Annotated in this window: 11 protein-coding genes; all 11 read right to left on the reverse strand. The window is 52.3% G+C overall.

Annotated elements, in window-relative coordinates:
• Positions 1–130 precede the first annotated feature (130 nt).
• The 11 genes from accA to cdsA all read right to left on the reverse strand — a co-directional run bounded on the left by accA (position 131) and on the right by cdsA (position 14034).
• The gene (gene accA / locus D9597_RS03060; protein ID WP_000055746.1) at positions 131–1090 is read right to left on the reverse strand and encodes an acetyl-CoA carboxylase carboxyl transferase subunit alpha; all 960 of its coding nucleotides are present in this window, start codon (positions 1088–1090) and stop codon (positions 131–133) included.
• Between the two features lie 12 nt (positions 1091–1102).
• A complete protein-coding gene (gene dnaE, locus D9597_RS03065) occupies positions 1103–4585 on the reverse strand; it encodes a DNA polymerase III subunit alpha (RefSeq protein WP_130221595.1) in 3483 nt (1160 codons plus the stop codon).
• Between the two features lie 36 nt (positions 4586–4621).
• On the reverse strand, positions 4622–5218 hold the full coding sequence (gene rnhB / locus D9597_RS03070; RefSeq protein ID WP_130221596.1) for a ribonuclease HII: 597 nt from the start codon (positions 5216–5218) through the stop codon (positions 4622–4624).
• Positions 5215–6363 (reverse strand): lipid-A-disaccharide synthase, encoded by a 1149-nt coding sequence (gene lpxB / locus D9597_RS03075; protein WP_130221597.1) that lies wholly within the window; start codon positions 6361–6363, stop codon positions 5215–5217. The genes rnhB and lpxB overlap by 4 nt, the downstream gene beginning before the upstream one ends.
• Positions 6363–7151 (reverse strand): acyl-ACP--UDP-N-acetylglucosamine O-acyltransferase, encoded by a 789-nt coding sequence (gene lpxA / locus D9597_RS03080; RefSeq protein ID WP_130221598.1) that lies wholly within the window; start codon positions 7149–7151, stop codon positions 6363–6365. Before lpxA ends, lpxB begins: the two co-directional genes overlap by 1 nt.
• A gap of 3 nt (positions 7152–7154) precedes the next feature.
• Entirely contained in the window at positions 7155–7610 is a 456-nt protein-coding gene (fabZ, locus tag D9597_RS03085) for a 3-hydroxyacyl-ACP dehydratase FabZ (protein ID WP_000210739.1), read from the reverse strand.
• Positions 7611–7714: 104 nt separating this feature from the next.
• Entirely contained in the window at positions 7715–8740 is a 1026-nt protein-coding gene (lpxD, locus tag D9597_RS03090) for a UDP-3-O-(3-hydroxymyristoyl)glucosamine N-acyltransferase (protein ID WP_064524990.1), read from the reverse strand.
• 3 nt (positions 8741–8743) lie between these two features.
• Positions 8744–9229: a molecular chaperone Skp gene (gene skp / locus D9597_RS03095; protein ID WP_000758958.1), complete on the reverse strand. Its 486-nt coding sequence runs from the start codon at positions 9227–9229 to the stop codon at positions 8744–8746.
• 121 nt (positions 9230–9350) lie between these two features.
• A complete protein-coding gene (gene bamA / locus D9597_RS03100; protein ID WP_130217324.1) occupies positions 9351–11783 on the reverse strand; it encodes an outer membrane protein assembly factor BamA in 2433 nt (810 codons plus the stop codon).
• Positions 11784–11812: 29 nt separating this feature from the next.
• A complete protein-coding gene (gene rseP / locus D9597_RS03105; protein ID WP_130221599.1) occupies positions 11813–13165 on the reverse strand; it encodes a sigma E protease regulator RseP in 1353 nt (450 codons plus the stop codon).
• A gap of 11 nt (positions 13166–13176) precedes the next feature.
• Positions 13177–14034 (reverse strand): phosphatidate cytidylyltransferase, encoded by an 858-nt coding sequence (gene cdsA, locus D9597_RS03110; RefSeq protein ID WP_130205024.1) that lies wholly within the window; start codon positions 14032–14034, stop codon positions 13177–13179.
• Between the last annotated feature and the right edge of the window lie 10 nt (positions 14035–14044).

Here is a 14044-nt window from a genome sequence, read left to right on the forward strand (position 1 = left end):
AACATGAGTTCAAGAATTTTATGGCAGGGGAAAACGAAAGTAAGATTATCTAAATGTATTTATAATATGACTAAATAAACTACATAGAAAAAAAGGCCACCGAAGTGACCCTTTTCAGAATATTTGCTGATTACGCGTAGCCGTAGCTCATCAGGCGCTGATAGCGACGATTTTTTAAATCTTCAGTGCTTAACACGTCGAGATCGGCCAGATCCGCCAGCAGTTGCGCTTTCAAAGACGCCGCCATCGCTTCCGGGTTACGGTGAGCGCCGCCCAGCGGTTCCGGGATGATGGAGTCGATCAGTTTCAGTTCTTTCAGGCGCGGAGCGATGATACCCATCGCTTCAGCCGCCAGCGGCGCTTTGTCGGCGCTCTTCCACAGAATGGACGCACAACCTTCCGGCGAGATAACGGAATAGGTGCTGTATTGCAGCATATTCACTTTATCGCCCACGCCAATCGCCAGCGCGCCGCCAGAACCACCTTCACCGATAACGGTACAAATAGTCGGTACACTAAGGCGAGACATTTCACGCAGGTTGCGCGCGATGGCTTCAGACTGACCGCGTTCTTCTGCGCCCACGCCCGGATAAGCTCCAGGAGTGTCGATAAAGGTGATGATTGGCATCTTAAAGCGTTCAGCCATTTGCATCAGACGCAGAGCTTTGCGGTAACCTTCTGGTGCTGGCATACCAAAGTTACGGCGAATTTTTTCTTTGGTTTCACGACCTTTCTGATGGCCAATGATCATCACCGGACGACCGTCAAGACGTGCGATACCACCGACGATAGCTTTATCGTCTGCATACGCGCGGTCGCCAGCCAGTTCGTCAAATTCATCAAATGCCAGGCGAACGTAATCCAGGGTATAAGGACGCTGTGGATGGCGTGCCAGTTGCGCAATCTGCCATGCACCGAGATCGGCGAAGATTTTACGTGTCAGTTCTACGCTTTTTTCACGCAGACGATGCACTTCTTCATCGATGTTAATATCCAGTTTCTCATCCTGGCGGCTAACCGCAGTCAGAGAATCGATTTTCGCTTCCAGCTCTGCAATCGGCTGTTCAAAATCAAGGAAATTCAGACTCATAGTATTCCTGTATTAGTCAAACTCCAGTTCCACCTGCTCCGAACCAATGAGGCCACGGAGATCGTTTAATAAACGATCGCTCGGAGAGACACGCCACGTCGCGCCAAAACGCAACCGCGCGCGTGCATCCGCCCTCTGATAGTAGAGATGTACTGGAATTGTCCCAGAGCGGTGGGGTTCCAGAGACTGACGGAGTCGGTTTAAAAGCTGGTCATCAATTTGCCTGTCCGTCAGCGAGATAGCAAGCCCGCGAGCATATTTTTCCCGGGCTTCGTCAATATCCATCACTTCGCGAGCGGTCATTTTAAGCCCACCGCTGAAGTCATCAAAGCTGACCTGTCCGCTGACGATAAGTATGCGGTCTTTTTCCAGCAATTGCTGGTATTTATCCAGGGCGTCTGTAAACAACATCACTTCCAGGCGCCCGGAACGGTCATCCAGCGTGCAGATACCGATACGATTGCCGCGCTTGGTGACCATAACCCGCGCGGCAACAACGAGCCCCGCAGCCGTGGTGACTTTACCACGTTCTGTCGGGTGCATGTCTTTCAGCCTTACGCCTCCGACATAACGCTCAATCTCTTTTAAATACTGGTTGATAGGGTGTCCCGTCAGGTACAGACCTAACGTTTCACGTTCCCCATCTAACACCACCTGCTCCGGCCACGGCTGGCAGCTGGCGTAGGATTGTTCTATTTGTTCCGGCTCTTCGGCCAGCACGCCGAACATATCGGCCTGACCGATAGCTTCCGCTTTCGCGTGTTGATCTGCCGCTTTTAACGCATCGCCCAGCGAGTTCATCAGCGCCGCGCGGTGTGGCCCCAGACGGTCAAACGCCCCAGACATGATCAGTTTTTCCAGCACTCGCCGGTTTAACTTTTTGGTGTCGGTTCGGGCGCAGAGATCAAACAGTTCGCGGAAGTAGCCGCCTTTATTACGGGCTTCGATGATGGCCTCAATCGGACCTTCACCTACCCCTTTGATCGCGCCAATACCATACACGATTTCGCCGTCGTCGTTGACGTGGAAATGGTAAAGACCGGAGTTTATATCTGGTGGCAGGATTTTCAGCCCCATCCGCCAGCACTCATCCACCAGGCCCACCACCTTCTCGGTATTATCCATATCGGCAGTCATTACCGCCGCCATAAACTCTGCCGGATAGTGCGCTTTCAGCCATAACGTTTGATATGACACCAAAGCATAGGCCGCAGAGTGCGATTTGTTAAATCCGTAACCGGCGAATTTCTCCACCAGGTCGAAGATTTTCATCGCCAGTTCGGCGTTGATCCCGTTCTTTTCTGCACCTTCAGCAAATACAGAACGCTGCTTAGCCATCTCTTCCGGCTTTTTCTTACCCATCGCACGACGCAGCATATCCGCGCCACCGAGGGTATAACCAGAGAGCACCTGGGCAATCTGCATGACCTGTTCCTGATACAGGATAATGCCGTAGGTTGGCTCCAGTACCGGTTTCAGGCTTTCATGCTGCCACTGCACGTCCGGGTAGGAAATCTCCTCGCGACCATGTTTACGGTCGATAAAGTTATCCACCATCCCTGATTGCAACGGGCCGGGGCGGAACAGTGCCACCAGTGCGATCATATCTTCGAAGCAGTCAGGTTGCAGACGCTTGATCAGGTCTTTCATGCCGCGCGATTCAAGCTGGAATACCGCCGTGGTTTCCGAGCGTTGCAGCATGTCGAAGCTTTTCTTGTCATCCAGCGGGATCGCGGCGATATCCAGCGGCGGCTCGCCATTCTTCGCCCGCCGCTTGTTGATCATCTCCAGCGCCCAGTTGATGATGGTGAGCGTACGCAAGCCGAGGAAGTCGAACTTCACCAGTCCGGCGTATTCAACGTCGCTTTTATCAAACTGGGTGACCGGATGTTTGCCCTCTTCATCGCAATAAAGTGGCGCAAAATCTGTAATTTTGGTCGGCGCGATAACCACCCCACCGGCGTGCTTACCGGCGTTACGGGTGACCCCTTCCAGTTTGCGCGCCATGTCGATCAGCGCCTTAACTTCTTCATCTGCTTCGTAGATTTCCGGCAGCTGCGGCTCGGCTTCAAACGCTTTCGCCAGCGTCATCCCCGGATCGGGCGGGATCAGTTTCGAGATACGGTCGACAAAGCCGTACGGATGCCCCAGCACGCGGCCTACGTCGCGGATCACCGCTTTCGCCGCCATCGTACCGAAGGTGATAATCTGCGATACCGCATCACGACCGTACATGTCCGCTACGTGTTCGATAACCTGGTCGCGTTTCTCCATACAGAAGTCAACGTCAAAGTCAGGCATGGAGACACGCTCCGGGTTAAGGAAACGTTCGAACAGCAGGTCAAATTCCAGCGGATCGAGGTCGGTGATTTTCAGCGCGTAGGCCACCAGTGACCCTGCACCGGAACCACGGCCCGGCCCTACCGGTACGCCGTTATCTTTCGACCACTGGATAAATTCCATAACGATGAGGAAGTAGCCCGGGAAGCCCATCTGGTTGATAACCTGAAGTTCAGTCTCCAGACGCTCGTCATATTCCGGGCGGCGCTTAAGACGTTCTTCCTCGTCAGGGAATAAAAATGCCAGACGCTCTTCCAGCCCCTCTTTCGCACGCTTGACCAGATAATCTTCAGTACTCATGTCCCCGGTCGGGAACTGCGGCAGGAAGTATTCACCAAGACGCACAGTTACGTTACAGCGTTTGGCGATCTCAACGGTGTTGGCAAGAGCTTCGGGGATGTCGGCAAACAGCTCGCACATCTCCTCTTCGCTACGCATATATTGCTGCGGCGAATAGTTACGCGGGCGTTTAGGATCGTCGAGGGTAAAGCCGTCGTGGATCGCGACGCGGATTTCGTGTGCGTCAAAGTCGCTGCTGTCGATAAAGCGCACGTCGTTGGTCGCCACGACGGGCAAACCGCGCGCTTCCGCCAGTTCCACCGCCGCGTGCAAATAGCTTTCTTCGTCCGGCCTTCCGGTGCGGATCAGCTCGAGAAAATAGCGATCCGGGAAGTGTTCTTCATAAAACGCGACACACTCATCTACCAGCGCGCTGTTACCACGCAAAAGACTGCGCCCGACGTCGCCCATGCGCCCGCCAGAGAGCAAAATCAGCCCTTCGTTTAATTCGATAAGCCAGTCGCGATCGATGATCGGTCCGGCGGCACCGTAACCGCGCTGATACGCTTTTGAGATCAGCAACGTCAGATTCTGATAGCCAGTATTGTTCGCCGCCAGCACCGTCAGGTGGGTTAACTCATCACCCAGCAGGTTGCACTGGACATTAAAATCTGCCCCGACGATGGGCTTAATCCCTGCGCCATGTCCCGCTCCGTAGAACTTCACCAGACCGCAAAGGTTGGTGAAATCGGTGATCGCCAGTGCTGGCATACCCAACGCCGCCGCCTTTTTTACCAGCGGCGCGGTTTTTGCCAGGCCATCGATCATCGAGTAGTCGCTGTGCACCCGCAGGTGTACGAAACGTGGTTCAGACATCTTCAGATTCCGGTTTACTTAATCTCGACACAAGAATCAGGACGCAAGTCCCAGTGCGCGTTTGACAGGCCCAAAGCTGCGACGATGATGTTCAGTCGCGCCATATTCAGCCAGTTTTTCCAGATGAAAAGCGGTTGGATACCCTTTGTGTTGGGCAAAACCATATTGCGGGAAAACAATATCCAGCGCCGCCATTTCGGCGTCGCGCGTCACTTTCGCCAGGATAGACGCAGCACTGATTTCCGGTACGCGGCTATCGCCTTTCACCACTGCCATCGACGGCATCGGTAATTTCGGGCAGCGGTTACCATCAACCAACACATATTCCGGCGCAATATGCAGCCCAGCGACGGCACGCTGCATCGCCAGCATGGTCGCGTGTAAAATATTCAGTTCGTCGATTTCATGAGGTTCCGCGCGGCCCAGGCTCCAGCTTAACGCTTTCTCTTTGATCTCTTCACAGAGCGCAAGACGACGTTTTTCACTTAGCTTTTTGGAATCATTCAACCCGACAATCGGGCGCGCCGGATCGAGGATCACGGCAGCGGTAACGACCGCGCCAACCAACGGCCCGCGCCCAACTTCATCCACACCAGCAACCAGATTCGTGTGCGGATAGACAAATTCGATCATTGTGCTAACTCCAGAACGGCTTGTGCCGCCTGCTCATCGGCATTGCAGCGGATCTGCTGATGCAGCTCGCGGAAGGTGTCGTGCATCGCGTGGCTGGTTTTCCCGTTCGCCAACAGCGGTAACAGCGACTCAGCCAGTTTTTGCGGCTCACACTCTTCCTGCAATAATTCTTTAACTAACTCTCTGCCCGCCAGCAGGTTTGGCAGCGAGACATAATCGGTTTTCACCAGCCGCTTCGCCAGCCAGAAGGTGAAAGGCTTCATGCGATACCCCACCACCATCGGGCATTTCGCCAGCATGCACTCCAGTGCAGCCGTACCCGACGCCAATAGCGCCGCATCGCTGGCGACCATCGCCTCACGGCCCATTCCATCCAGCATATGAACCGAAAGGTCTGGCGCGACTTCAGCTTTGATGCGTTCAAACTGCTCACGGCGTTTGGCATTTACCAGCGGCACCACGATCTCCAGATCAGGGTAAGTCTGGCGCAAAAGCTGGGCAGTTTTCAGGAAATCGGCGCTAAGCATCTCCACTTCCGCGCCACGGCTTCCCGGCAACAATGCCAGACAGTGGGCATCGTGAGGGATCCCCAGCACATCACGCGCGGCGTTTTTATCTGGATCTAACGGCATGGCATCAGCCATAGTGTGACCGATAAAACGGCACGGCACGTTATATTTGTCATAAAACGCTTTTTCGAAAGGCAGAAATGCGAGCACCAGATCGGTGGCTCTGCCTATTTTGAAAACGCGTTTCTGTCGCCACGCCCAGACGGACGGACTGACATAATGAATGGTTTTGATACCCTGCTTTTTAAGGTTACCTTCAAGGGTAATATTGAAGTCAGGCGCATCAATACCGACAAAAACATCTGGCTTCAGTTCGCCAAAACGCTTTGTCAGATCGGCACGAATATGCAGTAAGCGACGCAGACGCCCGAGCACTTCAACAATGCCCATCACCGCCAGCTCTTCCATTTCGTACCAGGCTTCGCAGCCTTCGGCTTGCATTCGTGGCCCGGCAACGCCAACAAAGCGGGCATTGGGCACACGTTCTTTCAGAGCACGGATTAAACCGGCCCCCAGGATATCGCCGGAGGTTTCTCCGGCGACCAGGGCAATCGTTAATGGACGCTGTTCAGTCATTAACGAATCAGACCGCGCGTTGAGCGTGCAAAGAAATCGGTAAAGGCTTTTACTTCCGGATACGTTTTCGCAAGTTCGGCAATTTCCGGTTTCACTTCATCGAGCGTTTTACCGCTGCGATAAATCAGCTTATACGCATTGCGGATAGCGGTAATCGCCTCGCGGCTGAATCCGCGGCGCTTCAGCCCTTCGATATTGACACCGAACGGCGTTGCGTGGTTACCCTGCGCAATGACATAAGGAGGGACGTCTTGCGCCACACCGGAGCAACCGCCAACCATCACATGCGCACCAATGATGCAGAACTGATGGACTGCGGTCATGCCGCCGATGATCGCGAAGTCGTCTACCGATACGTGCCCCGCCAGCGTTGCGTTGTTGGCGAGAATGCAGCGGTTACCTACCGTACAATCGTGCGCAATGTGCGCGTTGATCATCAGTAAGTTGTCGCTGCCCACCTTCGTCAATCCACCGCCCTGGACTGTGCCACGATGAATGGTGACGCTTTCGCGAATGCGGTTACGATCGCCGATTTCCACGCGGGTCGGTTCGCCAGCATATTTCAGATCCTGGTTAACTTCACCGATGGAGGCGAACTGATAAATCTCATTATCGCGGCCAATTTTAGTATGGCCATTCACGACAACGTGAGATTTCAGTACGGTACCCTCACCAATTTCGACATGGGGTCCAACGATACAAAAAGGACCAATGTGGGCGTTGGCGCCAATCGACGCGCCCTCTTCCACAATGGCGGTTGGATGCACAAAGGCGGATTTATCAATCACGTATCAGGCCTCCCGGCTACGAGCACACATCATCGTTGCTTCGCAAACTACTTTACCGTCGACCAGAGCAACCCCTTTAAAACGGGTCAGGCCGCGGCGCGTTTTTTCGAAAGTGACTTCCATGATCATTTGATCGCCTGGCACGACCGGGCGCTTGAAGCGCGCTTCGTCAATACCGGCGAAGTAGTACAGCTCACCCGGTTCCAGTTTTCCTACGCTTTTAAACGCCAGAATACCTGTTGCCTGTGCCATTGCTTCCAGAATCAGCACACCCGGGAAAATCGGTTTTCCAGGGAAATGGCCCTGGAAGAATGGCTCATTGACAGAGACATTTTTTACTGCGCGCAGAAAACGACCTTCTTCAAAATCCAGCACGCGATCCACCAGTAAGAACGGGAAACGGTGCGGCAGAAGTTCTAAAATCTCTTCAATCTGCAGAGTATGAGTGTTAGTAGTCAAGATACTCTTCCTGTCAAAATATAAGAAACGACAATAATAACACGGCCTGCCGCAATCGTAAGAATGAGACAGGCCGTAAAGTTTGGCGAACAAAAGATGGAACGTTAGTCTTGTTGATTAACCTTGCGCTCAAGCGACTTCAGACGCTTGCTCATGTCATCAATGTTCATCACCAGTGCAGCGGTTTTGCGCCAGACTTTGTTGGGTTGCAGCGGAATGCCTGAGGAATAGACGCCTGGTTCAGTGATGGGACGCATCACCATACCCATGCCCGTAACCGTCACTTTATCGCATATTTCCATATGCCCGTTGATTACGCTGGCACCGCCGATCATGCAGTAACGACCAATTTTCAGGCTGCCCGCCATAATGACGCCACCGGCAACCGCCGTATTGTCGCCAATCACGACGTTATGTGCAATCTGGCACTGGTTATCAATGATCACGCCATTGCCAATAACGGTGTCGTCCAGCGCACCGCGATCGATGGTGGTACATGCGCCGATCTCCACGCGATCGCCAATAATTACGCGACCAATCTGCGGGATCTTCACCCAATTACCACGATCGTTGGCATAGCCAAAGCCGTCTGCGCCTACCACAGTTCCGGATTGGATCAGGCAATTCTGACCAATCTGGATCTCATGGTAAATCGTCACGTTCGCCCAAAGACGCGAACCTGCACCGATTTTGCTGTTTTTACCAACGAAGCAACCGGCGCCGATAACCACGTTATCGCCCAGTTCAACGCCGGACTCAATCACCGCGTTAGCGCCAATTGATACGTTGTTACCCAGCTTCGCCGTCGCGTCGATCACTGCACTCGGTGCAATGTTTTGCGCGGGCTGTGGCGTGGTATCTAAAATTTGCGCCATGCGCGCGTAAGTCAGGTAGGGATTCTTCACTACCAGCGCGGCACTTTTCGCGAAAGGGAGATCGTCCTGGGTCATGACAACCGCAGACGCCTGGCACAAGCCTAAATGTTCACGGTATTTAGGATTAACCATGAACGTGATGTGACCTGTTTGTGCAGATTGCATGGACGCAACGCCGGTGATGACGATATCGCCATCACCGTGTAGTTCTGCATCCAACTGCTGCGCTAAATCAGCCAGTCGAATTGAAGGCATTACTTATTTAACCTGTTTCAGTACGTCAGCAGTGATGTCTTTTACATCGCTGCTGTTGTAAGCAACGGCGTTTGCGTCAACAACCAGATCGATGCTCTGGCTGCTGGCAACGGATTTCACAGCAGTCTGGATACGAGTAACCAGTTTACCGCGTTCTTCGTTGGAACGACGTGCGCGATCCTGCTCAAAAGCCTGCGCTTTCTGAGCAAAAGTCTGGCGCTGAGCCATCACGTCTTTTTCCAGCTTAGTGCGATCGCTGCCGGCTTTCATGGACTGCAGCTTTTTCATTTTAGCTTGCAGATCAGTTTCCATACGCTGCAGTTCGCTGGCACGGCCTTTGAACTCATTTTCCAGCGTGTTAGAAACACCGGTTTTCTGTGCTACCTGCTGAAACAGGCTGCCCATATTGACGATTGCAATTTTGTCAGCCGCCTGAGCAGAAGTTGCCAGTGCTAAACCGAGACCTGCCGCTAATAACCACTTTTTCACAATAAACTCCTTACCATCCCATTTGCACCGGAAGGTGCAGTTCTTTGCGTGGCCCGGCGATCTTATCGAGATCGCCTAAAGTCATCGCTACACTACCACTACATTCCTTTGTGGAGAACACTTACCAGGTTTTACCAATGTTAAACTGGAACTGTTCAGCCTTGTCTCCATCGTACTTTTTGAACGGCTGGGCGTAGGAGAACACCAACGGCCCCAATGGGGACATCCATTGTAATGCGATACCCGCAGACATACGGATATTGCTTGGATCACTATAGTCCGGATATCCAGAGTACTGACTTGAATCCCAGTTAGTATCCCAAACGGTACCCATATCCCAGAAGAAGGAGGTACGGACCGAGTTGGCATACTTGTCGCTAATGAACGGCGTCGGAGTGATGAGTTCCAGGCTGGCAACCGCCATAGCGTTCCCCCCAATTGCATCATCCGATTTACACAGGTCGGTTGCACCGTCCTGAGTTGCACATTCATAATCGTAGTCCGGATCATAATCACTGGCCTGATGCGGGAAGTAAACCGCTTTCGGACCGATGGTATTGGACTGGAAGCCACGCACGGTGCTGGAACCACCGGCATAGAAGTTTTCATAGAACGGCATTTCTTTGCCGCCTAAACCATCACCGTAGCCCCAACGAGTACGACCCAGAACAACCCATTTGTGATCGTCGTCGATCGGCACATAGGTCGCCGTGTCTAACGTCACTTTATAGTATTCGTTATCCGATCCCGGAATGGTCACTTTACCGGTCAGGTTGACACGGGAACCATCCGTCGGGAAATAACCACGGTCGAGCTTGTTATAGGTCCAACCATAGTTAAACGTGAAGTCGTCCGTTTTGAAGCTGTTATCCTGATCAGAGGTGTTTGGATGTTCACCCATAGAGTAGAGATAACGCCACATCGCAACCTGCGGCTGCATGTTGGAGAGGGAGTTATGGACATAACCCAGACCTGCACGCAGCGAGTTATATTCGTTGATCGGGAAGCCCAATGTTACGTCTGTACCATAACTCTTGTTGGTATAGTCGGACAGGTCAGCGTCATCTGCCTGGAAGTCATTATAGAAGACACGACCGCCGAGGCTTACACCATCTACAGTGAAGTACGGGTTGGTTACCGACAATTCAGCATAGGTCTGGTAATCGTTTTTGGTCCCGTTGATACCAACAGCATAACCGGTACCTAACCAGTTATCCTGCTGCACGCCAGCCTGGAAGCTCACACCACTTTCAGTACCGTAACCAATACCAAAGTTGAAGCTACCGGTGTTGCGCTCTTTTACCTTGTAGACCACGTCAACCTGGTCCGGGCTACCCGGAACACGTTGGGTATCGGTATCAACCGTTTCAAAGAAGCCCAGACGATTCAGACGTTCTTTACCCTGATCGACCAGGTCGCTGCCTAACCAGGCACCTTCCATCTGGCGCATTTCTCGGCGCAGGACGGCATCTTTCGAGGTGTCATTACCTTCAAAACGGATCTTACGTACGTAGAAACGGTTACCCGCATCAACGTTCACACGTAATTTAACGGTTTTGTCGGCGTCGTTGATTTCAGGCATCGACTGCACGCGCGGATAGGCATAACCGTAGCGACCGAGAAGTTTTTTAATGTCATCTTCCATTTTGGTCACTTTGGTGCCGTTATACAGCTCACCCGGCTCGATCTTAGTCAACTGTTCGATTTCCGCAGAGTGCCCGGCAAGGTTACCACTCACTTCAACGCCAGAGAGTTTGTACTGATCGCCTTCGGTAATGTTTACCGTGACGTAGATACCTTTTTTATCTGGAGTCAGACTGACCTGGGTAGAGTCGATGTTGAAACGGGCATAACCGCGATCCAGATAGTAGCTGCGCAGGGTTTCAAGGTCGCCCGCCAGTTTCTGTTTCTGATATTTACGATCGCCTACCACGTTCCACCACGGCACTTCATCACGCAGTTGGAAATGAGAGATCAGTTCGTCGGTGGTGAAAGCATGATTACCAACAATGTTGATTTGCTGGATTTCAGCTGACACACCTTCCTGGAACACCAGTTTTAGGTCAACACGGTTACGCGGCAGTGGGGTCACGACAGCTTTTACGCTGGCGCTGTATTTACCGACGCTGTAGTAGAAGTCTTCCAGACCTTTCTCGATATCGGCAATGGTGGTGCGATCGAGGGATTCCCCCACTCGCACGCCAGAAGCCTCGAGGTTTTGCTTCAGCATGTCATCTTTCACCGATTTGTTACCGGAGAAAGTGATGCTGGCAATGGTCGGACGTTCTTTTACCTGAACCAGAAGGGTATCACCATCACGAAGGACGCGAACATCCTCAAAGTTGCCGGTAGCAAACAGAGCGCGAATGGTATTACTGATATCTTCATCATTAACCGTGTCGCCTGTGCGCACCGGCATACTGAGGAGGGCCGCACCAACGGCGACACGCTGAAGGCCTTCGAAATGAATGTCTTTCACTACGAACCCTTCAGCACCGTATACGGTGGCGCTGCTAAACAGCAGCGACGCTATGAGCAACTTTTTCATCGCCATCGTTATTATGCGTTCTTCCTAACTAACTCTCATAACCGAGAGAAATCATTGAAAAGTGCAAGCCCCATTAACAGCACCAGCAGAATCGAGCCAATGCGATAACAAAAGTCTTGAACCCGCTCGGATACCGGTCCGCCCTTGATCTTTTCGATCGCAAGGAACAGCAGATGCCCCCCGTCAAGTACGGGCAACGGAAACAGGTTAATTATCCCTAAGTTCACGCTAATAAGCGCAAGGAACGGCAGGTAATAAACAACCCCGAGTTCCGCTGTCATCCCAGCCCCCTTGGCGATAGAGATCGGCCCACTGAGGTTGTTCAGTTTCACATCACCGGTGATCAATTTTCCCAGCATACTGACCGTCAGCTTCATCAATTGCCACGTTTTGTCCGTGGCTTCAACGATGGCGTTGAACGGTCCATACTGGCGTACAACTTTATACTCATCTGGCAAAGGAATGACTTTCGGCTCAATGCCGGCAAAACCAATCGCTTTACCCTTACCCGGTTTGCTCTCCGGGATTAATGTCAAAGACAAGGGACTCCCCTGCCTTTCGATATCTAACGCTAACGGTTTATCCGGGTTATCCCGGACAAGCATCACAAACGTCAGCCATTGCGTTAATGGATGACCATCGACTTTAACGATCCTGTCGCCTGCTTGCAAACCCGCCTTACTTGCCGCTGAGTTTGGTGACACATTTTCCAGTACAGGTTCAATTTGCGGACCACGAGGGCGAATCCCCAAAGAAGATACCGGATCTTCCTTATCAGGCTCAAACGCCCAGTTTCGCAAATCAAGCTTTACATCTCGTCGTTGATCGCTGCCAAAAGGTGCCACCGTAAGGGTGGTGCTTTCGTCGCCGATTTTGTCAACCAGTTGTAAGCGCACGGCATCCCAATCAGGCGTTTCGATACCATCTACAGCTTTTAGTTCCGTGCCAGGTACAATTTGTGCTTGTGCGGCAATCGAGTTGGCTGATATTTCACCAACAACCGGGCGAACGCCGGGAACACCAATGATAAAAACCAGCCAGTAAGCAAAGATAGCAAAAATGAAGTTTGCAACCGGACCTGCGGCGATTATCGCTGCACGCTGGCCAACAGTTTTATTGTTGAAGGCATGGTGGCGAAGTTCCGGAACAACCGGTTCTGCGCGCTCATCCAGCATTTTGACATAACCGCCCAGGGGGATCAGGGCGATGACATATTCGGTGCCGAGTTTGTCAGTGCGGCGCCAGAGCGCCTTACCAAAACCTATCGAGAAACGCTCAACGCGAACACCACAGCGCCGGGCAACCCAGAAATGACCAAATTCATGCACGGTGATAAGCACACCCAGTGCAACAATGAACGAAGCCAAATCCCAGAGAAAACTCAGCATAATACCTTCCGTTAAAGCGTCCTGAATACCAGCAACAACAGGCAAGCAAAGACCGGCACCGCAGCCGTCAGGCTATCAATACGATCTAAAATACCACCGTGTCCTGGAATTAAATGACCGCTGTCCTTAATTCCTGCTTCGCGCTTAAACATGCTCTCAGTTAAGTCGCCGAGCACAGAAGCTAACGCTGCGACAATGGAGCAAATGAGTAAGGTGACGGGTGCGACGTCGAGATTCGCCCACATACCATAACCCCATGAGATTACTGCTGCGGTCGCGAGTCCGCCAATAAAACCTTGCCAGGTTTTACCCGGAGAAACCTTCGGCGCCAGCTTATGTTTGCCAAATAATTTGCCAAACATATATGCCCCTGAGTCAGCTCCCCAGACCAGGATCATGACATAGAGCAGCCATATCGCGCCACTGTAATGATTCTCGTCATAGTGCCAGGCACGTAACGTCAGCATGCCCCAAAAGAAAGGCACAATGGTTAATACACCGAAAATAATGCGTAACGTTTTAGAGTTGCGCCAGATTGCCGCCGAACCGGGGTAAAATAGCACCAATAATAACGCAACACCCCACCAACCAAGCGAAGCCCAAAGTGAGACTTCAACCAGTGGTTGATGAATATTCCGATGATATTCCGGCAATAGAAAAAGCATCAGCGCCAGCAATAACCCGCACAGCACCGCCAGCCATACCCGCTGCGAGCGAGTGGTAAAACCGCTAAGCTGTCCCCATTCCCACGCCGCCAGCATACAAACTACCAGCGTAACAATGGCGAACCCCACCGGCGGCAACAAAAACAGCGCCGCGATGACGACGGGTATTAAAACAAAAGCAGATATCAGGCGATACTTCAGCAAAAGCGACCCC

Source organism: Escherichia sp. E13S3 (assembly GCF_004212325.1).
Classification (GTDB): domain Bacteria; phylum Pseudomonadota; class Gammaproteobacteria; order Enterobacterales; family Enterobacteriaceae; genus Escherichia.